Source organism: Pseudomonas marginalis (assembly GCF_008692035.1).
GTDB classification, from domain to species: Bacteria; Pseudomonadota; Gammaproteobacteria; order Pseudomonadales; family Pseudomonadaceae; genus Aquipseudomonas; species Aquipseudomonas marginalis.
On sequence record NZ_VTFG01000002.1, the window covers coordinates 1457834 to 1481165 of the forward strand.

Annotated in this window: 21 protein-coding genes; 9 read left to right on the plus strand and 12 right to left on the minus strand. The window is 61.3% G+C overall.

Annotation, left to right across the window (positions count from 1 at the left end; all coding sequences use genetic code 11):
* Positions 1–53: 53 nt before the first annotated feature.
* Positions 54–635, plus strand: coding sequence for a GspH/FimT family pseudopilin (locus FX984_RS26960; protein WP_146478157.1), 582 nt, complete (start codon positions 54–56; stop codon positions 633–635).
* On the opposite strand, the gene ispH is transcribed toward FX984_RS26960, so the two are convergent.
* The 6 genes from ispH to murJ all read right to left on the minus strand — a co-directional run bounded on the left by ispH (position 589) and on the right by murJ (position 8040).
* Positions 589–1536, minus strand: a complete 948-nt coding sequence (gene ispH, locus FX984_RS26965; RefSeq protein ID WP_027606852.1) for a 4-hydroxy-3-methylbut-2-enyl diphosphate reductase — start codon at positions 1534–1536, stop codon at positions 589–591. The genes FX984_RS26960 and ispH overlap by 47 nt on opposite strands.
* A 111-nt stretch (positions 1537–1647) precedes the next feature.
* Positions 1648–2085 carry an FKBP-type peptidyl-prolyl cis-trans isomerase gene (gene fkpB, locus FX984_RS26970; RefSeq protein ID WP_175472328.1) on the minus strand — a complete coding sequence of 146 codons (438 nt, stop codon included), beginning with the start codon at positions 2083–2085 and terminating at the stop codon, positions 1648–1650.
* Positions 2086–2092: 7 nt separating this feature from the next.
* Positions 2093–2605 (minus strand): signal peptidase II, encoded by a 513-nt coding sequence (gene lspA / locus FX984_RS26975; protein ID WP_027606854.1) that lies wholly within the window; start codon positions 2603–2605, stop codon positions 2093–2095.
* Positions 2598–5429 carry an isoleucine--tRNA ligase gene (gene ileS / locus FX984_RS26980; protein WP_027606855.1) on the minus strand — a complete coding sequence of 944 codons (2832 nt, stop codon included), beginning with the start codon at positions 5427–5429 and terminating at the stop codon, positions 2598–2600. Before ileS ends, lspA begins: the two co-directional genes overlap by 8 nt.
* A gap of 14 nt (positions 5430–5443) precedes the next feature.
* Positions 5444–6382, minus strand: coding sequence for a bifunctional riboflavin kinase/FAD synthetase (gene ribF, locus FX984_RS26985; protein WP_186511920.1), 939 nt, complete (start codon positions 6380–6382; stop codon positions 5444–5446).
* Positions 6383–6501: 119 nt separating this feature from the next.
* Complete coding sequence (gene murJ / locus FX984_RS26990) at positions 6502–8040, minus strand: murein biosynthesis integral membrane protein MurJ (protein WP_092358832.1); 1539 nt, start codon at positions 8038–8040, stop codon at positions 6502–6504.
* A gap of 253 nt (positions 8041–8293) precedes the next feature.
* On the opposite strand from murJ, the gene rpsT reads away from it, so the two are divergent.
* Positions 8294–8572: a 30S ribosomal protein S20 gene (gene rpsT / locus FX984_RS26995; protein ID WP_003188401.1), complete on the plus strand. Its 279-nt coding sequence runs from the start codon at positions 8294–8296 to the stop codon at positions 8570–8572.
* A gap of 202 nt (positions 8573–8774) precedes the next feature.
* Here rpsT and FX984_RS27000 read toward each other — a convergent pair whose 3' ends face one another.
* A complete protein-coding gene (locus FX984_RS27000) occupies positions 8775–9260 on the minus strand; it encodes an FKBP-type peptidyl-prolyl cis-trans isomerase (RefSeq protein ID WP_027606858.1) in 486 nt (161 codons plus the stop codon).
* Between FX984_RS27000 and FX984_RS27005 the strand changes: the two genes are divergently transcribed.
* The 3 genes from FX984_RS27005 (at position 9259) to yihG (ending at position 12628) form a co-directional block, all read left to right on the plus strand.
* Positions 9259–9549: a DUF3565 domain-containing protein gene (locus FX984_RS27005; protein ID WP_065948463.1), complete on the plus strand. Its 291-nt coding sequence runs from the start codon at positions 9259–9261 to the stop codon at positions 9547–9549. The genes FX984_RS27000 and FX984_RS27005 overlap by 2 nt on opposite strands.
* Positions 9550–9628: 79 nt before the next feature.
* Positions 9629–11728: a phosphate acetyltransferase gene (pta, locus tag FX984_RS27010; protein ID WP_027606860.1), complete on the plus strand. Its 2100-nt coding sequence runs from the start codon at positions 9629–9631 to the stop codon at positions 11726–11728.
* Positions 11729–12628: a 1-acylglycerol-3-phosphate O-acyltransferase, YihG family gene (gene yihG / locus FX984_RS27015; RefSeq protein WP_027606861.1), complete on the plus strand. Its 900-nt coding sequence runs from the start codon at positions 11729–11731 to the stop codon at positions 12626–12628.
* Between the two features lie 111 nt (positions 12629–12739).
* Here yihG and cysN read toward each other — a convergent pair whose 3' ends face one another.
* From cysN to FX984_RS27035, 3 genes are all read right to left on the minus strand, one after another.
* Positions 12740–14638, minus strand: coding sequence for a sulfate adenylyltransferase subunit CysN (gene cysN, locus FX984_RS27020; RefSeq protein WP_027606862.1), 1899 nt, complete (start codon positions 14636–14638; stop codon positions 12740–12742).
* Positions 14639–14647: 9 nt separating this feature from the next.
* The gene (gene cysD, locus FX984_RS27025; RefSeq protein ID WP_017137614.1) at positions 14648–15565 is read right to left on the minus strand and encodes a sulfate adenylyltransferase subunit CysD; all 918 of its coding nucleotides are present in this window, start codon (positions 15563–15565) and stop codon (positions 14648–14650) included.
* Positions 15566–15701: 136 nt separating this feature from the next.
* Positions 15702–16460 (minus strand): Nif3-like dinuclear metal center hexameric protein, encoded by a 759-nt coding sequence (locus tag FX984_RS27035; RefSeq protein WP_146478153.1) that lies wholly within the window; start codon positions 16458–16460, stop codon positions 15702–15704.
* Between the two features lie 102 nt (positions 16461–16562).
* Between FX984_RS27035 and algW the strand changes: the two genes are divergently transcribed.
* A complete protein-coding gene (algW, locus tag FX984_RS27040; protein WP_027606864.1) occupies positions 16563–17717 on the plus strand; it encodes a Do family serine endopeptidase AlgW in 1155 nt (384 codons plus the stop codon).
* Between the two features lie 112 nt (positions 17718–17829).
* A complete protein-coding gene (locus tag FX984_RS27045) occupies positions 17830–19926 on the plus strand; it encodes a TonB-dependent siderophore receptor (RefSeq protein WP_146478152.1) in 2097 nt (698 codons plus the stop codon).
* A gap of 51 nt (positions 19927–19977) precedes the next feature.
* On the opposite strand, the gene hemH is transcribed toward FX984_RS27045, so the two are convergent.
* Positions 19978–21003: a ferrochelatase gene (hemH, locus tag FX984_RS27050; protein WP_092358840.1), complete on the minus strand. Its 1026-nt coding sequence runs from the start codon at positions 21001–21003 to the stop codon at positions 19978–19980.
* Between the two features lie 15 nt (positions 21004–21018).
* Positions 21019–21918 carry a TIGR01777 family oxidoreductase gene (locus FX984_RS27055; RefSeq protein WP_027606867.1) on the minus strand — a complete coding sequence of 300 codons (900 nt, stop codon included), beginning with the start codon at positions 21916–21918 and terminating at the stop codon, positions 21019–21021.
* Between the two features lie 212 nt (positions 21919–22130).
* Here FX984_RS27055 and FX984_RS27060 point away from each other — a divergent pair, with 212 nt between their 5' ends.
* Both FX984_RS27060 and FX984_RS27065 read left to right on the plus strand, forming a co-directional pair.
* On the plus strand, positions 22131–23117 hold the full coding sequence (locus FX984_RS27060; RefSeq protein WP_027606868.1) for an NAD(P)/FAD-dependent oxidoreductase: 987 nt from the start codon (positions 22131–22133) through the stop codon (positions 23115–23117).
* A complete protein-coding gene (locus FX984_RS27065; RefSeq protein ID WP_027606869.1) occupies positions 23114–23329 on the plus strand; it encodes a TIGR02450 family Trp-rich protein in 216 nt (71 codons plus the stop codon). The genes FX984_RS27060 and FX984_RS27065 overlap by 4 nt, the downstream gene beginning before the upstream one ends.
* Positions 23330–23332: the final 3 nt, after the last annotated feature.

Consider the following 23332-nt stretch of genomic DNA (forward strand, 5'->3'; position numbering starts at 1 on the left):
GCTATACCTATGTCTCAACCCTGTATGTACACACGCCCACGGAGGGACGGCCTATGGAGCAACGAGGTTTCACCCTGATCGAACTGCTGCTCGGACTGATCGTGAGCGGCATCCTGGCGCATCTGGCTACGCCCAGTTTCACCAGCCTGCTGGAATCACAGCAGCGACAAAGCGCGGCGCAATCACTGACAAACGGATTTCGCTTCGCACGCACTGAAGCCATCACGCGTAACCGCGCGGTGGTCATCCACGCACTGGACGATGACTGGAGCCGGGGTTGGCGGGTCGTGCTGGATGTAAGCGGGCGTGGCCATCTGGACGACGACAACCCGGTGTTACTGGAGCGCCAGGGCAGTGGACGGGGGCCGATCGTCGGGAATGGACCGGTCAAAAGCCAGGTACGCTTCAGCGGATTGGGCGAGCCGGTATTTGCTGGGGGAGGTTTTCGTGCCGGCACTGTACATACATGCGCCACGGACTCGGTACAGAGCCTGTACCAGGTAGTGCTGGCGCCCAGTGGGCGCATCAGCCTGCGCAGCGATAGAGCCGAACAGGCGTTGTGCCGAAGTTACTCCGGCACCCTGGCATTCAGAGCAGCGAGCGAACCCGCAGCTCCTTGGGCATGGAGAAAGTGATGTTCTCTTCACGACCGGCCAACTCATCGGCGCCCGTAGCCCCCCATGCATGCAACTGCTGGATGACGCCGCGCACCAGGACTTCCGGGGCCGAAGCGCCCGCCGTGATGCCAATACGCTCGACACCATCGAACCAGCTGCGCTGCATATCTTCAGCACCGTCGATCAGGTACGCCGGTGTCGCCATGCGTTCGGCCAATTCGCGCAGGCGGTTGGAATTGGAGCTGTTAGGGCTGCCGACCACCAGCACTACATCGCATTCATCGGCCAACTGTTTGACTGCATCCTGGCGGTTTTGGGTGGCGTAGCAGATGTCGTCCTTGCGTGGCCCACCAATGGCCGGGAAGCGGCTGCGCAGCGCGTCGATGACGCGGCTGGTGTCGTCCATGGACAAGGTGGTCTGGGTCACGAACGCCAAACGCTCAGGGTTGTGAACCTGCAAGCTGGCGACGTCTTTTTCGTCTTCCACAAGGTAGATGGCGCCACCATTGCTGCCGTCGTATTGGCCCATGGTGCCTTCGACTTCCGGGTGGCCGGCATGGCCAATCAGGATGCATTCGCGACCATCACGGCTGTAGCGCGCGACTTCGATATGTACCTTGGTGACCAGCGGACAGGTGGCGTCGAATACTTTCAGGCCACGGCCAGCCGCTTCGGTACGCACTGCCTGGGAAACACCGTGGGCGCTGAAGATAACGATAACGTCGTCCGGCACCTGCTCCAGTTCTTCGACAAAGATGGCTCCACGTGCGCGCAGGTCTTCGACCACGAACTTGTTATGGACGACCTCATGGCGCACATAGATCGGCGGCCCGAAGACTTCCAGGGCGCGGTTGACGATTTCGATCGCCCGGTCCACGCCGGCGCAGAAGCCACGGGGGTTGGCGAGTTTGATTTGCATGCTGTGCCTCGTGTCTGGCGCTTGGGCCAGAGTTGATGCTACTGAACTGACAATGGCGACCAAAGGCGGGAGCGGGCTTGCCCCCTCCCACATTTTAGCTCGGGGCGTTGATCAAAGAGCTTTAACGTCGATGATTTCAACGTCGAACGTCAAGGTTTTACCGGCCAACGGGTGGTTGAAGTCGATAGTTACCTGCGCGTCATCGAAGGTTTTGACCACACCGGGCAGCTCGGTATTCGCCGCATCGTTGAAGATCACCAGCAAGCCTTCCGACAGATCCATGTCCTGGAACTGCGAACGCGGGATGATCTGCAGGTTTTGCGGGTTGGGCTGGCCAAAGGCGTTTTCCGGCAGGATCTGCAGGGTGCGCTTGTCGCCGGCCTTGAAACCGAACAGGGCCGCTTCAAAACCCGGTAACAGGTTGCCGTCGCCGACCTTGAAGGTCGCCGGGGCTTTGTCGAACGTGCTGTCGACCGTGTCGCCATTCTCCAGGCGCAGTGCGAAATGCAAGGTGACTTCCGTGTTCTGGCCGATGCGTTGCTCAGCCAATACCTGATCAGTCATTGACGGTCTCTCCGGTTTTCTTACTTTTGAACATGTCCAGCGCCAGCATGATTGCACCGACGGTGATGGCGCTGTCGGCAAAATTGAACGCCGGGAAGTAATGGCGGTTCTGCCAATGCACCAGGATGAAGTCGATCACATGGCCCAGGGCTATACGGTCGTACAGGTTGCCCAGGGCGCCGCCCAACACCAGGGCCAAGGCGATGGCCAGCCAGGTGTCATCGCGACCCAGGCGCTTGAGCCAGACCACGAGCACCGCACTGACCACCACCGCGATCAGGGCGAACAGCCAGCGCTGCCAGCCGCCACCGTCAGCCAGGAAGCTGAAAGCGGCGCCAGTGTTGTAGGCCAGGGTCCAGCTGAAGTAATCCGGGATCACCACGATTTGCTGGAACATTTCCAGGGAGCCCTCGAAATGAGCCTTGCTGACCTGGTCGATGACCAGGACCAGCACACTCAGTACGAGCCAGCCCAGGCGTCCGAAACGACTGGCTGCATTAGGCATAGTGGCGAACCTCGCCTTCACCGGAAATGTTGTCGACGCAACGACCGCAGATTTCCGGATGCTCAGGGTTCACCCCGACGTCTTCACGGCAGTGCCAGCAACGGGCGCACTTAGGGAAGGCTGACTTGACAACCTTGAGCTTGAGGCCCGGCACTTCGGTGGCCACGGCGTCCGCCGGTGCCAGGGCAAACGGTGCCAGGCTCGCAGTGGAAGTGATCAACACGAAGCGCAGTTCGTTACTCAGCTTGGCCAGGTCGGCAGTCAGGCCTTCCTCGGCAAACAAGGTGACTTCGGCCTGGAGGTTGCCACCGACGGCCTTGGCCGCACGCTGAACCTCCAGCTCCTTGTTCACCGCAACCTTGACGGCCATTACGCCTTCCCAGTAGTCGCGGCCCAGTTCGAAGTCGGCCGGCAGTTCGGTCAAGCCTTCATACCAGGTGTTGAGCATGACGGACTCGTTACGCTCGCCCGGCAGGTATTCCCACAGTTCGTCGGCGGTGAAGGCCAGGATCGGTGCGATCCAGCGCACCAGCGCTTCGGAGATGTGGTACAGCGCGGTCTGCGCCGAACGGCGGGCCTTGCTGTTGGCACCGGTGGTGTACTGGCGGTCCTTGATGATGTCGAGGTAGAAACCACCCAGCTCCTGCACGCAGAAGTTGTGGATCTTCGAGTACACGTTCCAGAAGCGGTATTCGCCGTAGTGCTCCTGCAACTCGCGCTGCAGCAACAGGGTACGGTCCACGGCCCAACGGTCCAGGGCGAGCATGTCCTCGGCCGGCAGGATGTCGGTGGCCGGGTTGAAACCGGTCAGGTTCGACAGCAGGAAGCGCGCGGTATTACGGATACGGCGGTAGGCATCGGCGCTGCGGGCCAGGATCTGGTCCGACACGGCGATCTCGCCGGAGTAATCGGTCGACGCCACCCACAGGCGCATGATGTCGGCGCCCAAGGTGTCGTTGATCTTTTTCGGCTCGATCACGTTCTTCAGCGACTTGGACATCTTGCGGCCCGTCTCGTCGACGGTGAACCCGTGGGTCAGCAGCTCGCGGTATGGCGCGTGGTTGTCGATGGCGCAACCGGTCAGCAGCGACGAGTGGAACCAGCCCCGGTGTTGGTCGGAGCCCTCCAGGTACAGGTCGGCACGCGGGCCGGTCTCGTGACCCATCGGGTGCGAGCCGCGCAGCACGTGCCAGTGGGTGGTACCGGAGTCGAACCATACGTCGAGGGTGTCGCTGATCTTGTCGTACAGCGGCGCTTCGTCACCCAGCAACTCGGCGGCGTCCAGCTTGAACCAGGCTTCGATGCCTTCCTGTTCGACACGCTGGGCCACCACTTCCATCAGTTCGACGGTGCGTGGGTGCAGCTCGCCGCTTTCCTTGTTGAGGAAGAACGGGATCGGCACGCCCCAGTTACGCTGACGGGAGATGCACCAGTCCGGACGGTTGGCGATCATCGAGTGCAGGCGCGCCTGGCCCCAGGCCGGGACGAACTTGGTGTCTTCGATAGCCTTGAGCGAGCGCACACGCAGGGTGTCGCCGCTGGTCGGCTCTTTGTCCATGCCGATAAACCATTGCGCGGTGGCGCGGTAGATCAGCGGGGTCTTGTGGCGCCAGCAGTGCATGTAGCTGTGCTTGATGGTGTCGGTTTGCATCAGCGCACCGACTTCACGCAGCTTGTCGATGATCGGCTGGTCGGCCTTGAAGATGAACTGGCCGCCGAAGAACTCCAGCGAAGGCACATAAACACCGTTGCTTTGCACCGGGTTGATGATCTCATCGTTGACCATGCCGTACTTCTTGCAGATCACGAAGTCGTCCACGCCATAGGCAGGCGAGCAGTGAACAATGCCCGTACCCGAACCCAGCTCGACGTAGTCAGCCAGGTACACCGGCGACAGACGGTCATAGAACGGGTGACGGAAGTTGATCAGCTCCAGCGCGGAACCGGTAGTGGTGGCAATCACCGAACCTTGCAGCTCGTAGCGAGCCAGGCACGCTTCGACCATTTCCTCGGCCAGCACCAGCAGGCGATCACCGACGTCCACCAAGGCGTAGGTGAATTCCGGGTGCACGTTCAGCGCCTGGTTGGCGGGAATGGTCCACGGGGTGGTGGTCCAGATCACGATGGCAGCCGGTTTGCTCAGGCTTGCCAGGCCAAAGGCCTCGGCCAGCTTGGCGTCGTCGGCGATCGGGAAGGCCACGTCGATGGTCGAGGACTTCTTGTCTTCGTATTCGACTTCCGCTTCAGCCAGGGCCGAGCCGCAATCGAAGCACCAGTTCACGGGCTTGAGGCCCTTGAACACGAAACCGCCCTTGACGATTTCGGCCAAGGCACGGATTTCACCGGCCTCGTTCTTGAAGTTCATGGTTTTGTACGGGTTGTCCCACTCGCCCAGCACACCCAGGCGGATGAACTCGGACTTCTGCCCTTCGATCTGCTCGGCAGCGTAGGCACGGCACAGTTCGCGGGTTTTATCCGCGCCCAGGTTCTTGCCGTGGGTCACTTCGACCTTGTGTTCGATCGGCAGGCCGTGGCAGTCCCAACCCGGGACATACGGCGCGTCAAAACCCGCCAGGGTTTTCGAGCGCAGGATCATGTCCTTGAGAATCTTGTTCAGCGCATGACCGATGTGAATCGTGCCGTTGGCATAAGGAGGGCCGTCGTGCAGGACGAATTTCGGACGATCCTTGCCAATTTCGCGCAACTTTCCGTACAGGCCAATACTGTCCCAGCGCTGCAGGATCTGCGGTTCGCGCTGTGGCAGGCCGGCCTTCATTGGGAAGGCGGTGTCCGGAAGGTTTAACGTGGCTTTATAGTCGGTCATTTAAGGCTCTTCGGTTAGCGATGGGCGCTAGGTGCGGCTAGTGCACGGGCGGCGGCGACATCCGCATTGATCGCCGTTTTCAACGCCTCAAGCGAGGCGAAACGCTGCTCTTCACGCAGCTTCTGGTGGAAAACCACCGTCAAACGCCGGTCATACAGATCACCGGCAAAATCCAAAAGGTGAACTTCCAGGTGGGCCTTGCCATCACCTGCAACCGTGGGCCTGACGCCTATGTTGGCGACTCCCGGCCACGGCTGGCCGTCGATGTCGACGCTGACCAGGTAAACCCCGGTGAGCGGCACACGGCGGCGCTTGAGTTGCACGTTGGCGGTTGGCGTGCCCAGTTGGCGCGCCAGCTTCTGGCCGTGCAGTACCCGCCCGGCAATGCGGAACGGGCGACCGAGCAAACGCTCGGCGAAGGCGAAGTCGGCAGCGGCCAGGGCGTTCCGCACCTGGGTGCTGCTCACGCGCAGGCCGTCCAGTTCGACGGTTTGCGCGGCTTCGACGGTAAAGCCCTGGGTGATACCGGCGTGTTGCAGGAACTCGAAATCCCCGACCCGGTCGCAGCCAAAACGGAAGTCGTCGCCGACCTCCAAATGTTGTACGCCCAGGCCGTCTACCAGTATGCGGTCGACGAACTCGGCAGCGCTGAGACTTTGCAAACGCTGGTTGAAAGCCAGGCAGAGGACGCGGTCCACGCCTTCTTCGGCCAGCAGTTGCAGCTTGTCCCGCAGACGGGCCAGACGTGCCGGTGCCGTTTCCGGGGTGAAATATTCCCGCGGCTGCGGCTCGAAAATCACCACGCAGCTGGGTACGCCCAACTCGACCGCACGCTCGCGCAGCCGGGCCAGGATAGCCTGGTGGCCACGGTGAACACCGTCAAAGTTGCCAATAGTGGCGACGCAGCCCCGATGCTCAGGGCGCAGGTTGTGGAGACCTCGAACCAGCTGCATAACGCGCTTCTTGCTCATAAAGTGGTCGATTATAACCACACCCGGCCCCGGACGACAGGCAACAGCGCAGGGCAAATGGATCGAATCGATAAAACAACCGTTTTATCGCGGCAAACTCTCTAGCTCAACGACTTGCGATTGAAATCCCGCAGGCGGAAGCCTTGCAGCAGCAACATCCCGAAGTACACCACCACGCCGGCCACGACCAGCACGCCCAGGCGCATGAAGCGCTCCAGCATATGCCCCTCATCCCAGGCCGGCATGAAGTGCATCAGGCCGAGCAATACCGCCGACATCATCGCAACGGCCACCAACAACTTGAGGGCGAACATGCCCCAGCCAGGCTGAGGCTGGAACATCTGTTGTTTGCGCAGCTGATAAAACAGCAGGCCGGCATTGATGCACGCACCGGCACTGATGGCCAGGGCCAGGCCGGCGTGGGCCAGCGGACCGATAAACACCAGGTTGAGCAGTTGCGTGACGATCAGGGTGAAGATCGCAATCTTTACCGGCGTGCGGATGTTCTGCTGGGCATAGAAGCCAGGCGCCAGCACCTTGATCACGATGATGCCGAGCAGCCCGACGGAATAAGCCACCAGCGCATGCTGGGTCATCAACGCGTCATGGGCATCGAATTGCCCGTATTGGAACAGCGACACCGTCAGCGGCTCGGCCAGGATCCCCAACGCCAGTGCGCACGGCAGCACCAGCACGAAACACAGGCGCAGTCCCCAATCGAGGATGCGCGAGTATTCCTGGCGATCCTTGCTGGCATAGGTGCGTGCCAGCGTCGGCAGCAAAATGGTGCCGAGGGCTACGCCCAGCACGCCGGACGGCAGTTCCATGAGGCGGTCGGCGTAATACATCCATGACACCGAGCCGGATACCAGCAGCGAGGCGAACGCGGTGTTGATGATCAGGGAAATCTGGCTCACCGACACCCCAAGGATCGCCGGCAACATATTGCGCATCACGCGCCAGACGCCGGTGTCCTTGAGGTTCAGTCGCGGTAATACGAGCATGCCGATCTTTTTCAGGTGCGGCAGCTGGTAGAGCAACTGCGCCAGGCCACCGGCCAGCACGGCCCAGCCAAGGGCCATGACCGGCGGATCGAAGTAAGGTGTCAGGAACAGCGCAAAGATAATCATGCTGACGTTAAGCAGCGTCGGCACGAACGCCGGTACCGAGAAACGGTTCCAGGTGTTGAGGATCGCACCGGCCAGGGATGACAGTGAGATCAGCAATATATAAGGAAAGGTCACCCGCAACAGATCAGTGGTCAGCGCGAATTTTTCCGGCGTATTGGCAAAACCCGGCGCCGTGGCCCAGATCACCCAGGGCGCGGCGAGCATGCCGACGAGGGTCACCAGCATCAACACCAGGGTCAGCAGGCCCGAAACGTAGGCGATAAAGGTCCGGGTCGCCTCCTCACCCTGTTGAGTCTTGTATTCGGCCAGAATCGGCACGAACGCCTGGGAAAACGCGCCCTCGGCAAAGATCCGTCGCAGCAGGTTGGGCAGTTTGAAGGCAATAAAGAACGCATCCGTGGCCATGCTGGCGCCGAAGATACGCGCCAGCAGGGTGTCACGCACAAACCCCAAAACCCGGGAGATCATCGTGATAGAGCTGACGGCGGCCAACGATTTGAGCAGATTCATTGAAAGAGTTTGCGCCTATAGATAAAGAGCAGGCGAACTAAGCGCCTACTTATGCGATACTGCGCGCCTGCAACAGCACAGCGCCAAAGCTCGCGAGTTTACAGGTCAAGCGCCGGAAATAAATCACCCGCCTCTTCAGATCGACCACTCAGCAGTTCGCATCAGCCGGCCTTGACAACACATCAAGTCATCGGCATGATTCGCGGCCTATTTTGTTTGCTATTTCCTAAAAAGTCTTTCGAGGAGCTCGACGGTGGCCAACACACCTTCCGCCAAAAAACGTGCAAAACAGGCTGAGAAGCGTCGCAGCCACAACGCCAGCCTGCGTTCCATGGTTCGTACCTACATCAAGAATGTAGTTAAAGCCATCGACACCAAAGACGCTGAAAAAGCTCAAGCAGCTTACGTTCTGGCTGTGCCAGTTATCGACCGTATGGCCGATAAAGGCATCATCCACAAGAACAAGGCCGCTCGTCATAAGAGCCGCCTGAATGGCCACATCAAGGCTCTGAGCGTTCCTGCTGCAGCCTAAGTGGTAGCAACTGCAACGCAACCCCGGTTGCGAAACAGTTAAGAAATGCCCCGTACCGAAAGGTCTGGGGCATTTTTGTTTGTGCCTGAAAATACACCACGATCAAAATGTGGCGGGGGTATCCGGTAGAGATTTTCAAGCGCACAAAAAAACGCCCCGAACCAGTCGGGGCGTTTTTGCTACCACTTGATCAAAACATCAATCAATGGTGATGACCGCCTTCACCGTGGACGTGACCGTGGGCCACTTCTTCCTGGGAAGCGTCGCGGATGGCAACGATCTTCACTTGGAAGTTCAGGCGCTGGCCAGCCAGAGGATGGTTGCCGTCGACGGTGACGTCGTCGCCGTCCAGGTCACGAATGGTGACGATCTGCATTTGACCGTCCGGCGCGGAAGCGTGGAACTGCATGCCCACTTCCAACTCATCAACACCTTCGAACATGCTGCGGCTCAGGGTGCTGACCAGTTCGGCGGAGTATTCGCCGTAGGCATCTTCAGGTTCTACGGCAACGGTCAGCTCATCACCGACGCTCTTGCCTTCCAGAGCCTTTTCCAGGCCTGGGATGATGTTACCTGCGCCTTGCAGGTAGACCAGCGGCGCGCCGCCGGCTGAGCTGTCGATGACCTCACCAGCGTCGTTGGTCAGGGTATAGTCGATGGAGACAGCCTTGTTAGCGGCGATCGTCATGGGGCGAGACCTTTTGCATAAGAATGAAGAACGGACAAGTCTAAACAAGGATTTGCCCGAAAGCGAACAGAACCCGGACGGACGGGGCCGATCAACGGCATCCTTGATCATCGGCTTCCACCAGGACGAGGAGGGTCACTGGGTTGCCGAGCTGTCCTGCGGCCACACCCAGCACCTGCGCCACCAGCCGCCATGGCAGTCTCGCGCCTGGGTACTCGACGCCACACAGCGCCTGGAAAAAATAGGCCAGCCCTTTGCCTGCGGCTGGTGTGCGCAAGCGCCCGAATAACGATAACCTTGGCGCCTGATTCCCGGTAGGCACTCAACCATAGGGCGCCACCGAAGCCATGCACCTCCAGAGAATTCGCATGCAGACTTTTTTTATCGCGCCCACCGATTTTGGTGTGGGTCTGACCTCCATCAGCCTTGGGCTGGTGCGCACCCTTGAGCGAGCCGGCCTGAAAGTCGGTTTTTTCAAGCCGATTGCCCAGCCACATCCCGGCGATACCGGCCCCGAACGCTCCACCGAGCTGGTGGCTCGCACCCATGGCCTCAAGCCGCCACAACCGCTAGGCCTGGCTCACGTGGAACGCATGCTCGGCGACGGCCAGCTCGACGAGCTGCTCGAAGAAATCATCACCCTTTATCAGCAGGCCGCCGTGGGCAAGGACGTGCTGATCGTCGAAGGCATGGTACCGACCCGCAGCGCCAGCTATGCGGCCCGGGTCAACCTGCACCTGGCCAAGAGCCTGGATGCGGAAGTGATCCTGGTCTCGGCCCCGGAAAACGAAGTGCTCACCGAACTCTCCGGCCGCGTGGAACTGCAGGCCCAGTTGTTCGGCGGCCCGAAAGACCCGAAAGTGCTCGGCGTGATCCTGAACAAGGTGCGCACCGACGAAAGCATGGAAGCCTTCTCGGCGCGCCTCAAGGAGCATTCGCCCTTGCTGCGCAGCGGTGATTTCCGCCTGCTCGGCTGCATTCCTTACCAGCCGGAACTCAACGCGCCGCGCACCCGCGACGTGGCCGACCTGATGGGCGCGCAGATCCTCAACGCCGGCGACTACGAAACCCGACGCATGACCAAGATCATCATCTGCGCCCGCACCATGCGTAACACCGTGGAGCTGCTCAAGCCCGGCGTGCTGGTGGTGACCCCCGGCGACCGTGACGACATCATCCTCGCCGTCAGCCTGGCCGCGATCAACGGCGTGCCCCTGGCCGGCCTGCTGCTGACCAGCGACACCCTGCCCGACCCGCGCATCATGGAGCTGTGCCGCGGCGCCTTCCAGGCCGGGTTGCCGGTGCTGTCGGTGAGTACCGGTTCCTACGAGACCGCCAACCTGCTCAACAACCTCAACAAGGAAATCCCCATCGATGACCGCGAGCGCGCGGAGATCATCACCGATTTCGTCGCCAGCCACCTCGATGCGCGCTGGCTGCACCAGCGTTGCGGCACGCCACGGGAGATGCGCCTGTCGCCGGCGGTGTTCCGCTACCAGCTGATCCAGCGCGCCCAGGCGGCCAACAAACGCATCGTGCTGCCCGAGGGCAGCGAACCGCTGACCGTGCAAGCCGCCGCCATCTGCCAGGCCCGGGGCATCGCGCGCTGCGTGCTGCTGGCCAAGCCGGCTGACGTAGAAGCGGTCGCGCGCGCCCAAGGCATCGAATTGCCCGAAGGCCTGGAGATTCTCGACCCGGACCTGATTCGCCAGCGCTACGTGGAGCCCATGGTTGCCCTGCGCAAGAGCAAGAGCTTGAATGCGCCGATGGCCGAGCAGCAACTGGAAGACACCGTGGTGATTGCCACCATGATGCTCGCACTGGATGAAGTGGACGGCCTGGTTTCCGGGGTTATCCACTCCACCGCCAACACCATTCGCCCGGCCCTGCAGTTGATCAAGACCGCACCGGGCTGCACCCTGGTGTCGTCGGTGTTCTTCATGCTGTTTCCCGAGCAGGTGCTGGTCTACGGCGACTGCGTAATGAATCCGCACCCAAGCGCCGCCGAACTGGCGGAAATCGCCTTGCAAAGCGCCGACTCGGCCGCTGCCTTCGGTATCACCCCGCGTGTGGCGATGATCAGCTACTCCAGCGGCGACTCGGCCAGCGGTGAGGAAGTGGAGAAAGTCCGCGAAGCCACCCTGCTCGCCCATGAACAGCAAAGCTCACTGCTGATCGACGGCCCGCTGCAATACGACGCCGCCGCCAACGAAACCGTCGCTCGCCAACTGGCCCCGGACAGCCTGGTCGCCGGCAAAGCCACCGTGTTCGTGTTTCCGGACCTGAACACCGGCAACACCACCCACAAGGCCGTGCAACGCAGTGCCGATTGCGTCAGCCTGGGGCCGATGCTCCAAGGCCTGCGCAAACCGGTCAACGACCTGCCACGGGGTGCCCAGGTCGACGACATCGTGTACACCATCGCGCTGACTGCGATCCAAGCCGCCAACCGACCTATGGATATCTAAATGCTGGATTTTCTACCTGCCGCCGTACGCGGGGTGATCGCGTCCTTGTTGCTGGCGCTGAACACGATCCTGCTGTGCTCATTCCTGTTCATCGTGGCGCTGTTCAAGGCGCTGCCCTTCGCCAAGGGCTTCAGCGAATGGCTGATGAACCACACCCATGAAGCCTGGGTCACCAACAACAAAGGTTGGATGAACCTGGTGTGCAGCACCCGTTGGCACCTTAAAGGCCTTGAAGGCCTGGACTACCAGCACTCGTACCTGGTGACCAGCAACCATCAGAGCTGGGTCGACATCATGGTCCTGCAATATGTGCTCAATCGTCGGATTCGCCCGCTGAAGTTCTTCCTCAAGCAGGAGTTGATCTGGGTGCCGGTGATTGGCCTGGCGTGGTGGGCACTGGGCTTTCCCTTCATGAAGCGCTACACCAAGGCCTACCTGGAAAAACACCCGGAGAAGAAAGGCAAGGACCTGGAAACCACTCGCAAGACCTGTGCGAAGTTTCGCGACAACCCGGTGGGTATTTTCAACTTTGCCGAAGGCACGCGTTTTACACCGGGCAAGCATGCGCAGCAGAAGTCGCCGTTTCGCTACCTGCTCAAGCCCAAGGCGGGTGGTATCGCGTTTGTGCTGGATGCCATGGGAGAACAGCTGAAATCACTGGTCAATGTGACCATTCACTACCCTGGCGGGCGCCCGGGGTATTGGGACTTGCTGTGCGGGAATGTGAAGGACGTTGTGGTGCAGTTTGAAGAGGTGCAGATTCCGGCCGAGTTTATCGGCAGGAATTATGAGCAGGATGGGGAGTATCGGTTGGCGTTCCAGGGGTGGATCAACCAACTGTGGGAAGAGAAGGATGCGTTACTGGACACGCTGCATAAAGACTTCCCAGACAAACGATGATCAAAATGTGGGAGAGGGCTTGCCCTCGATAGCAGTGTGTCAGTCAGTACATCTGTCACTGATCCACCGCTATCGGGGGCAAGCCCCCTCCCACATTTGACTGCGCGAGGCTTAGATCGCGCCGCGCTGACGCAACAGCTCCAGCACTTGCTTGACGCTGTCTTCCAGCGACAAGGCCTGGGTGTCGATTACCAGGTCGGCATTCAACGGCACGTCGTACGGGAAGGATTCGCCAGGGATGTTATCCCCACCCGCCGCGTACAAGCCCTGCGGATCACGCTCGGCGCACACCTGCGGGGAGGCCTGCACGTACACGGTCAACAGGCGGTCGCTGCCAATCAGCGCCTTGGCCTGTTCACGGCCTTCGGCATCCGGGGCAACGAACGCGGCCAGGGTCAGCAGGCCGGCTTCGTTGAACTGACGCGCCACGTGAGCGGCACGGCGCCAGTTTTCGGTACGCCCGGCACGGTCCTGGGGCAAGCCCTTGTTCAGGTCGTGACGCAGGTTCTGGCCATCCAGCACGAACACCGCACGGCCCATGTCGAACAGCTTGCGCTCGACCGCATAGGCCAGGGTGCTCTTGCCCGCGCCTGACAGACCGCTGAACAACACGGTAGCCGGTTGCTGGCCGAAACGCTGGGCGCGCTCCTCGGTGGCGACATGGGCCAACTTGCCGTGATGCGCCGCACTGCCGTGGGTGACCGGCGGTGCGATGATCATGCCGGCGCCCACGGTGCCGTTGGTCAGGCGGTCGATGACGATAAACGCACCGGTGGTGCGGTTGCTGTCATAGCCATCCAACGCGATGGCGGCGTCGAGGCTGACCTTGACCCGGCCGATTTCGTTCAGTTGCAGCGAACTCGCCGGGCCTTCGGCCAGGGTGTTCACGTCCACACGGTGCACGATGCTGGTGATGGAACCCGGCACGTAGCTGGTGGCGCGCTTGATGTCGTATTTCTTGCCCGGCAGCATCGGTTCTTCGGCCATCCACACCAGCATGGCGTCGAAGGCGTCGGTCACTTGCGGCACGTTGTCGGCATGCACCAGCAGGTCGCCACGGGAGATGTCGATCTCGTCTTCCATGGTCAGGGTCACGGCCTGGCCTGGGCCGGCGTGTTCCAGCTCACCTTCGAAGGTGACGATGGATTTGACGCGGCTGCTCTTGCCCGACGGCAGCACCACGACTTCGTCGCCCTTGTGCACGATGCCGCTGGCCAGGGTGCCGGCGAACCCACGGAAGTTCAGGTTCGGACGGTTGACGTACTGCACCGGGAAACGCAGGTCGGTGTAGTTGCGGTCGTTGGCGATCTCGACGGTCTCGAGGATCTCCATCAGCGACTGGCCGGTGTACCAGGGCGAGTGCTCGCTCTTGTTCACCACGTTGTCGCCCTTGAGCGCCGACATCGGCACGAATGCCATGGTGCTCGGCTTGAAGGCGATGCCCTCGGCGAACTTCAGGTAATCGGCCTTGATCGACTCGAACACGCCTTGGTCAAAGCCATTGATGTCCATCTTGTTGACGGCGATCACGATGTGCTTGATGCCCAGCAGCGAAGCGATATAGCTGTGGCGACGGGTCTGGGTCTGCACGCCGTAGCGCGCGTCGATCAGGATGATCGCCAGGTCACAGGTGGATGCGCCGGTGGCCATGTTGCGGGTGTACTGCTCATGGCCGGGGGTGTCGGCGATGATGAATTTGCGCTTGGCGGTAGAGAAGTAGCGGTAGGCGACATCGATGGTGATGCCCTGCTCACGCTCGGCCTGCAGGCCGTCGACCAGCAACGCCAGGTCGATGTCGTCACCGGTGGTGCCGGACTTTTTCGAGTCACGGGTGATGGCTTCCAGGTGATCTTCGTAGATCATCTTGGAGTCGTGCAGCAGGCGCCCGATCAGGGTGCTCTTGCCGTCGTCGACGTTGCCACAGGTCAGGAAGCGCAACATTTCCTTGCGCTCGTGCTGGCCCAGGTAGGCGAGGATGTCCTCGCTGATCAAATCAGATTGATGCGACATGACAGCCCCTTAGAAATAGCCTTGACGTTTTTTATCTTCCATCGAGCCTGCACCATCGTGGTCGATGACACGGCCCTGGCGCTCGGAAGTTCGCGTCAGGAGCATTTCCTGAATGATGTCCGTCAGCGTCTCGGCTTCGGACTCCACCGCGCCCGTCAACGGGTAGCAGCCAAGGGTACGGAAACGTACTTTCTTTTTGACGATTCGGGCTTTGTCTTCGTCGGACAGGTGCTCGAGGATGCGGTCGTCGTCGATCATGATCAACGTGCCGTTCTTCTCGATGACATCGCGTTCGGCGGCGAAGTACAGCGGCACGATCGGGATGCCTTCCAGGTAGATGTACTGCCAGATATCCAGCTCGGTCCAGTTGGACAGCGGGAACACACGGATCGACTCACCCTTGTTGACGTTGCCGTTGTAGACGTTCCACAGCTCCGGGCGCTGGTTCTTCGGGTCCCACCGGTGCTTGCTGTCGCGGAATGAGTACACGCGCTCTTTGGCGCGGGATTTCTCTTCATCGCGACGGGCACCGCCGAAGGCCGCGTCGAAACCATGCTTGTCCAAGGCCTGCTTGAGGCCTTCGGTCTTCATGATGTCGGTGTGCTTGGCGCTGCCGTGGGTGAACGGGTTGATGCCCTGCGCCACGCCATCCGGGTTGACATGGGTGATCAGGTCCAGGCCCAGTTCCTCGACCATTTTGTCGCGGAACTTGTACATCTCCTGGAATTTCCAGCGGGTGTCGACGTGCATCACCGGGAACGGCAGCTTGCCCGGGAAGAAGGCCTTGCGCGCCAGGTGCAGCATCACGGCGGAGTCTTTACCGATCGAGTAGAGCATCACCGGGTTATCGAACTCGGCGGCGACCTCGCGGATGATGTGGATGCTTTCCGCCTCCAGCTGTTTCAGATGCGTCAGTTTGTCGACCATGGTTACTCACGGAAAAACGATCTTATGGACGGCCAGCGGGCCGTGTTCGAGCGGGGCATGCTAGCACAGCACCTTCTTCTATTCAGGGCGCCAGCTAGATCGAAACGGTATATCAATATGCCCCAAGGTTTGGCCGTCAAATCGGGTTGGGGCAATCGATGAACAGATGCTCCAGGGCGAAGCGCCGCGCCAGGTAATCGCCCAGCGCCTGTACGCCATAACGCTCGGTGGCGTGGTGGCCGGCGGCGATAAAGCTGATGTCGTTTTCCCGGGCACTGTGGAAGGTTTGCTCGGAAGCTTCGCCGCTCAGGAACAGATCGACGCCCGCGGCGATGGCGTTGTCGATGTAACCCTGGCCGCCACCGGTGCACCAGCCGACGCGGCGGATCATCTGGCTGCCTTCGATCAGCAGCGGCTCGCGGCCCATCACGTCCTGCACACGCCGGGCGAAGTCGCGGGGCGACAGCGGTTCGGCGAGCGAGCCGACCAGGCCGACGATCCTGGGGTTGCTCGGGTCCAGTGGGCCTTCGACGGTGATATCCAACTGGCGGGCGAGTTGCACGTTATTGCCAACGTCGGGGTGCAGGTCCAGCGGCAGGTGGTAGGCCAGCAGGCTGATGTCGTGTTTGAGCAGGGTTTTCAGGCGGCGTTGCTTCATGCCGGTGATACAGGGGGTTTCGCCTTTCCAGAAATAACCGTGGTGCACCAGGATCAAATCGGCCTGGGCTTCGACGGCCGCGTCCAGCAGGGCCTGGCTGGCGGTCACGCCGCTGACGATGCGCATCACTTGCGGCCGCCCCTCGACCTGCAGGCCATTGGGGCAGTAATCGGCAATCTTTGCGCTGCCGAGGTAGCGGTCCGCTTCCTCGACGAGGGTGGTAAGGGGGACGGCCATAAAAGACTCCTAAATATCCCGTTCCGAGGCGCTCGCAGCCTCGTATAATGCGCGACATTATGGGCGCTCTCCCGCCCCCTGCAACCTGTCAGGACTTACTTGATGCTCAAGGCACTGCGTTTTTTTGGATGGCCATTGCTGGCTGGCGTGCTGATCGCGATGCTGATTATTCAGCGTTATCCCCAGTGGGTGGGCTTGCCCAGCCTTGATGTCAACCTGCAACAGGCGCCCCAGACCAGCTCGGTGGTGCAAGGCCCGGTGACTTACGCGGACGCGGTGGTCATCGCCGCTCCTGCGGTGGTCAACCTGTACACCACCAAGGTCATCAACAAGCCGGCCCATCCGTTGTTTGAAGACCCGCAGTTCCGCCGCTACTTCGGTGACAACGGGCCCAAGCAGCGCCGCATGGAGTCCAGCCTGGGTTCCGGGGTGATCATGAGCCCCGAAGGCTACATCCTCACCAATAACCACGTGACCACCGGCGCCGACCAGATTGTGGTGGCCCTGCGTGACGGCCGTGAAACCCTGGCCCGCGTGGTGGGCAGCGACCCGGAAACCGACCTCGCGGTCCTGAAGATCGATCTGAAAAGCCTGCCGTCCATCACCCTCGGCCGCTCCGATGGGCTGCGGGTGGGTGATGTGGCACTGGCTATCGGCAACCCGTTCGGAGTGGGCCAGACGGTGACCATGGGCATCATCAGCGCCACCGGGCGAAACCAGCTGGGGCTGAACAGCTACGAGGACTTTATCCAGACCGACGCGGCGATCAACCCGGGCAACTCCGGCGGCGCACTGGTGGATGCCAATGGCAACCTGACCGGCATCAACACGGCGATTTTCTCCAAGTCCGGCGGCTCCCAGGGCATCGGCTTTGCGATCCCGGTAAAGCTGGCGATGGAAGTGATGAAGTCGATCATCGAGCACGGCCAGGTGATTCGCGGCTGGCTGGGGATCGAAGTACAGCCGCTGACCAAGGAGCTGGCCGAGTCGTTCGGCCTGACCGGGCGCCCAGGCATCGTGGTTGCCGGGATTTTCCGCGATGGCCCGGCGCAGAAAGCCGGCCTGCAGCTGGGGGATGTGATCCTCAGCATCAACGGCGAACCGGCCGGTGATGGGCGCAAGTCGATGAACCAGGTCGCGCGGATCAAGCCGACCGACAAGGTGGCGATCCAGGTTATGCGCAACGGTAAAGAGATCAAGCTGCTGGCGGAAATCGGCCTGCGCCCACCGCCTGCGCCGGTCAAAGAAGAGGAATAAACCGCCTCCACAGGTACCCGTTCGCGGGTACCTGTAAGCATATATTTCAAAGCAAAAGCATTCTCACTAGACATGTTATATTGTTTCAATATCGCTATTGGAACGCTCTATCATGCCGTCTCGAAAGTTTGCCCCCCTGGCTGGCCTGGCCTTGGGTCTGCTGCTGGATCCCGCGTTTGCCGAAGAAAACACCGTTGAGCTGGATACCATCAGCGTCACTACCGACGCCTATGAATCCGCCACCGGCCCGGTCAAAGGCTACCGTGCCACCCGCTCTGCCAGCGCGACTAAAACCGACACCGCCCTGCGCGACATCCCACAGTCCATCAGCGTGATTCCCGCCTCGGTACTCACGGACCTGGGCAGCACTAACGTGGAACGCGCCCTGGAGTTTGCCGGCGGGGTGTCCAAGCAGAACAACTTTGGCGGCCTCACGCTCTACGAATACAGCGTGCGCGGCTTCACCACCTCGGAGTTCTACCAGGACGGTTTCAGCGCCAACCGCGGCTACCCGAGCACACCGGACGCGGCCAATATCGAACGCATCGAAGTGCTCAAGGGCCCCGCAGCCAGCCTGTATGGCCGCGGTGATCCCGGTGGCACGGTGAATATCGTCACCAAAAAACCCCAGCCCGAAGCCTTCACCACCATGCAAACCAGCGCGGGCAGTTGGGACCGTTATCGCACTGCCGTCGATATCAATACGCCGCTGGACAGCGAGGGCGACCTGCTGTCGCGGGTCAACCTGGCGGTGGAGGACAACAACAGCTTCCGCGATCACGTCGAGAGCAAGCGCGTATTCGTCGCGCCCTCATTCAGCTGGCAGCTGGACCCGGACACCCACCTGCTGGTGGAAAGCGAATTCGTACGCCACAGCTCCACCTTCGACCGGGGCATCGTCGATGCCCCAGGCGTATCGCGCTCCACCTTCCTCGGCGAACCCAACGACGGCACTATCGACAACCACAACAACCGCATCCAGGCGACCCTCGAGCATCATCTCAACGACGCCTGGAAACTGCGCCTGGCCAGCCATTACAAACAAGGCAGCCTGTGGGGCGACGCCTCGGAAAACCGCGCGCTGAACACCGACGGCCATACCCTTAACCGCCGTTACCGCGAACGCTCCACGGGCTGGCACGACAGCATCACCCAACTGGAACTGCGCGGCCTGTTCGACCTTGGCAGTTGGCAGCATGAATTGCTGGTCGGCACCGAATACGAGGACTACCGCAAGAAGGAGCGCGTCACCGCCATAGCCGGCAGCCCCTACGCCATCGACCTCTACAACCCGGTCTACGGCCAGCCCAAACCCAATGGCGCACGCTCCGGCACCGACTTCTTCGAACAGACCAAAAGCCAGGCACTGAACCTGCAAGACCAGATCATCTTCACCGACCGCTTGCGCGGCATGGTCGGCGCTCGCTTCGAGCATTTCGAACAAAGCACCGACGACTTCACCCGCAACCACGCCAAGAGTCGGCAAACCCACGACGCACTTACCCAGCGCGCCGGCCTGCTGTATCAACTGACGCCAGAGGTCGGCGTATTCGCCAACGCTTCCACCTCGTTCAAGCCCAACAGCGGCCTGGACGCCAGCGGTAAGACCTTCAAGCCCGAAGAAGGCGTGGGCTATGAGGTGGGGATCAAGAGCGAGCTGTTCGACGACCGCCTCAGCGCCACCCTCGCCGCCTTCCATATCGAAAAGGAAAACGTGCTGGCCCTGGACCCGGCCACCAATACCAACCGCGCCATGGGCAAGGCACGCAGCCAGGGCTTCGACCTGCAACTGACAGGACAACTGACTGATGCGGTACGCGTGATCGGCGCCTTTGCCTACATCGACGCCGAAGTGACCAAGGGTGATAAAGCCATTCCTGCGGGCAGCCGCATCCTCGGCGTAGCCAAGCGCAGTGGCAGCCTGTTGGGGGTGTATGAATTCCAGGACGGCGCGCTGCGCGGTTCAGACCTGGGCGCGGCGTTCACCTATGTGGGGGATCGCTCGGGTGAAGCGCGCAGCCGCTTTGAACTGCCCGCCTACCACACCGTCGACTTGCTGGCCCATTACAAGGCCACGCAGAGCGTCACCGTGGGCCTGAACCTCAACAACTTGTTCGATGAAAAGTACTACGAGCGGTCCTACAGCAATTACTGGGTCAATCCCGGCGAGCCGCGCAATCTCACCGTCAGCCTGACCCTCAACCTGTAACACAATCAAAAACGTGAGAGGGGTTAAGCCCCTCACATTTGGATGACGTGATTACAGCGAAAGCGGGGCTCTTTCACACAAGGTATTGAGCGCCGCCGCCCACTGCGGATCGTCATTCAAACACGGCACCAGCACCAACTCCTCACCGCCCGCCTCGCGGAATTGCTCCCGACCACGATCACCGATCTCTTCCAGGGTCTCGATGCAGTCGGCAACAAACGCGGGGCACATCACCAGCAGCTTTTTCACCCCTTGCCGGGCCAGCGCTTCCAGGCGTGCCTCGGTGTAGGGTTCGATCCACTTCGCACGGCCCAGGCGCGACTGGAACGCCACCGACCATTTGTCGTCGGGCAAGCCCAGGCGCGCGGCGAAGTCGCGGGCAACGCTGAAGCATTGCGCGCGGTAGCAGGTCGCGAGCACCTCAGGCGAGGCGTTCCTGCAGCAGTCCGCATCCTTGAAGCAATGCTGGCCGGTCGGGTCGAGCTTTTTCAGATGGCGCTCGGGCAAGCCGTGGAAGCTCAGCAGCAAGTGGTCGTAATGCGCGTCTATATAAGGTCGGGCGCTGGCTGCCAACGCGTCGAGGTATTCCGCCTGATCGTAGAATGGCTGCAGGATCGAGAACTGTACGTTGAGCTTTTTGTCACGCACTACCCGCTTGGCTTCTTCAATCACTGTGGTCACGGTGCTGTCGGCAAATTGCGGGTACAAGGGCGCCAAGGTGACTTTTTGAATACCTTGGGCGGCCAACCGCGTGAGCGTCGTTTCCAGGGAAGGCTCGCCATAACGCATCGCCAACTCCACTGGCCCCTGGGTCCACTGCGCGGTCATCTGCTGTTGCAGGCGACGGCTGAGCACCACCAGCGGCGAGCCCTCGTCCCACCAGATCGAGGCGTAGGCATGGGCCGATTGCTCGGGGCGCTTGATCAGGATCAGCGACACCAGCAAGCGCCGCACCGGCCACGGCAGATCGATGACATAAGGGTCCATCAGGAACTGATTGAGGTAGCTGCGCACATCGGCCACCGAAGTGGACGCCGGTGAACCCAGGTTGACCAGTAACAACGCGTGATCCGTCATGCAACATCCTATCTCTTAGCGGCGGCTGGAAACGTCGTCCAAGGCCGCACGCAACTCAGTGAACTGGAAAGTGAAACCGGCCGCCAGCAGGCGTTCGGGCAATGCTTTCTGGCCGCCCAGCAACAAGCCGGACAACTCGCCCAAACCCACCTTCAACACAAAGGCCGGCATCGGCATGAACGCCGGGCGGTGCAGCGCCTGGCCCAATGTCCTGGCGAACTCGCGGTTACGCACCGGGTGCGGCGCGCAGGCATTATAAGGACCGCTGGCGTCATCCTTGTGCAGAAGAAAATCAATCAAGGCGATTTGATCCTTGATATGCACCCACGGCATCCACTGCCGCCCGTTGCCGATAGGCCCGCCCAGCCCGAGTTTGAACGGCAGCAACAGGCGCGACAAAAAGCCGCCCTCGGCCGCCAGTACCAGGCCGGTGCGCACCAGCACCACGCGGATGCCCATCGCTTCGGCACGTTGGGCGGTTTCTTCCCAGGCGATGCACAGTTGGCTGGGGAAATCGTCCTGTACCGGCCCACTCGCCTCGGTCAGTTCGCGCTCGCCGCCGTCGCCGTACCAGCCCACCGCCGAACCGGAAACCAGCACCGCCGGCTTCTGCGCCTGGCTTTCGAGCCAGGCCAGCAGGGTTTCGGTCAAGCCGATGCGGCTGCTCCAGAGCAGCGCCTTGCGTTTGTGGGTCCAGGGACGGTCAGCTATCGGCGCGCCTGCCAGGTTGACCACCGCGTCCACCGCGCCAATCACCTCCTCCAGACGAGCCACCCCGAGCACCGTTGCACCGCATAACCGGGCGACGTCTTCAGGATGGCGGCTCCACACCGTCAGGCGATGACCTTGGGCAATCCAGTGTTGGCAGAGTTGGCGACCGATCAGGCCGGTACCGCCGGTCAGCAAAATATGCATGGGACGCTCCTCATGTAACGTTCGCCGCCGATCACTAGTCTATTTTATAAGCAGGGATCAATTTGTAATCGAGCGTGACTTTTGTTTAAGCCTCATGCTTAACCATAGGTCACGCCAAGCGATCAGGTACGCCAAAACTTATACCAAAAAATAATATTGTACAGCTATTGGTGTCGGCGTAGCCTGTACCCAACGGTAAAACGAGGCCTCCCATGACTGTCCCCATCGCGATCATCGGCACCGGCATCGCCGGTCTCTCCGCCGCCCGAGCGTTACAAGACGCCGGGCACGTTGTACAACTCTTCGATAAAAGCCGCGGCAGCGGCGGCCGCATGTCCAGCAAGCGCAGCGACGCCGGCGCATTGGACATGGGCGCCCAATACTTCACCGCCCGCGACCGACGCTTCGTCAACGAAGTGCAGCGCTGGCAAAGCAACGGCTGGGCCGAGCAGTGGAAGCCCCAGCTGTACAACTTCAAGTCCGGCCAACTCACGCCCTCCCCCGATGAACAGATCCGCTGGGTCGGCACGCCGCGCATGAGCGCCATTACCCGCGCCCTGCTCGATGACCTGCCGGTGGAGTTCGGTTGCCGGATCACCGAAGTGTTCCAAGGCAAGCAACACTGGAACCTGCTGGATGCCGACGGCGAAAACCACGGCCCGTTCAGCCATGTGATCATCGCCACGCCTGCGCCCCAGGCCACGGCCCTGCTGGCGGCAGCGCCCAAATTGGCGAGTGCCGCCGCCGGCGTGAAGATGGACCCGACCTGGGCCATTGCCCTGGCCTTCGACAAGCCCCTGGATACCCCCATGGAAGGCTGCTTCGTGCAAGACAGCCCGCTGGACTGGCTGGCGCGCAACCGCAGCAAGCCCGGGCGCGATACGACCCTCGACACCTGGGTGCTGCATGCCACCAGCACCTGGAGCAAGGCCCACCTGGACCTGTCCAAGGACGCGGTGATCGAACACCTGCACGGCGCCTTCGCCGAATTGCTGCACAGCGCCATGCCCGCACCGTCCTTCAGCCTGGCCCACCGCTGGCTCTACGCACGGCCGTCAGCCGCCCATGAGTTCGGGGTGCTGGCCGACGCCGACCTGGGCCTGTACGTGTGTGGCGACTGGTGCCTCTCGGGCCGCGTGGAAGGGGCGTGGCTCAGTGGCCAGGAAGCCGCGCGACGGTTGATCGAGCACCTGCAATGAACCGCATCAACCCGGCCAAATTGCTGCTGTCGAAGTGGACGGCAGCCCGGCCCCGCAACAAGGAAAAACACTTTCTGGTGACCGAACTGTTTCGTGACGAAGACGGCACAGTGCTGGAAATCGAGTTGCAAGCCGTGATGACCCTGCGCGCCCAGCGCCTGGCCTGGCAAACCCTGCAAAATGCCGAGGCTTGGCAAATCGGCTGGAAATAGCCC

Excerpts from the sequence above, each read along its gene's own strand:
- FX984_RS26960 (WP_146478157.1), top strand. The coding sequence starts at position 54 with ATGGAGCAACGAGGTTTCACCCTGATCGAACTGCTGCTCGGACTGATC.
- ispH (WP_027606852.1), bottom strand. The coding sequence starts at position 1,536 with ATGCAAATCAAACTCGCCAACCCCCGTGGCTTCTGCGCCGGCGTGGAC.
- lspA (WP_027606854.1), bottom strand. The coding sequence starts at position 2,605 with ATGCCTAATGCAGCCAGTCGTTTCGGACGCCTGGGCTGGCTCGTACTG.
- ileS (WP_027606855.1), bottom strand. The coding sequence starts at position 5,429 with ATGACCGACTATAAAGCCACGTTAAACCTTCCGGACACCGCCTTCCCA.
- ribF (WP_186511920.1), bottom strand. The coding sequence starts at position 6,382 with ATGCAGCTGGTTCGAGGTCTCCACAACCTGCGCCCTGAGCATCGGGGC.
- murJ (WP_092358832.1), bottom strand. The coding sequence starts at position 8,040 with ATGAATCTGCTCAAATCGTTGGCCGCCGTCAGCTCTATCACGATGATC.
- FX984_RS27005 (WP_065948463.1), top strand. The coding sequence starts at position 9,259 with ATGGGGCGAGACCTTTTGCATAAGAATGAAGAACGGACAAGTCTAAAC.
- FX984_RS27000 (WP_027606858.1), bottom strand. The coding sequence starts at position 9,260 with ATGACGATCGCCGCTAACAAGGCTGTCTCCATCGACTATACCCTGACC.
- pta (WP_027606860.1), top strand. The coding sequence starts at position 9,629 with ATGCAGACTTTTTTTATCGCGCCCACCGATTTTGGTGTGGGTCTGACC.
- yihG (WP_027606861.1), top strand. The coding sequence starts at position 11,729 with ATGCTGGATTTTCTACCTGCCGCCGTACGCGGGGTGATCGCGTCCTTG.
- cysN (WP_027606862.1), bottom strand. The coding sequence starts at position 14,638 with ATGTCGCATCAATCTGATTTGATCAGCGAGGACATCCTCGCCTACCTG.
- cysD (WP_017137614.1), bottom strand. The coding sequence starts at position 15,565 with ATGGTCGACAAACTGACGCATCTGAAACAGCTGGAGGCGGAAAGCATC.
- FX984_RS27035 (WP_146478153.1), bottom strand. The coding sequence starts at position 16,460 with ATGGCCGTCCCCCTTACCACCCTCGTCGAGGAAGCGGACCGCTACCTC.
- algW (WP_027606864.1), top strand. The coding sequence starts at position 16,563 with ATGCTCAAGGCACTGCGTTTTTTTGGATGGCCATTGCTGGCTGGCGTG.
- FX984_RS27045 (WP_146478152.1), top strand. The coding sequence starts at position 17,830 with ATGCCGTCTCGAAAGTTTGCCCCCCTGGCTGGCCTGGCCTTGGGTCTG.
- hemH (WP_092358840.1), bottom strand. The coding sequence starts at position 21,003 with ATGACGGATCACGCGTTGTTACTGGTCAACCTGGGTTCACCGGCGTCC.
- FX984_RS27055 (WP_027606867.1), bottom strand. The coding sequence starts at position 21,918 with ATGCATATTTTGCTGACCGGCGGTACCGGCCTGATCGGTCGCCAACTC.
- FX984_RS27060 (WP_027606868.1), top strand. The coding sequence starts at position 22,131 with ATGACTGTCCCCATCGCGATCATCGGCACCGGCATCGCCGGTCTCTCC.
- FX984_RS27065 (WP_027606869.1), top strand. The coding sequence starts at position 23,114 with ATGAACCGCATCAACCCGGCCAAATTGCTGCTGTCGAAGTGGACGGCA.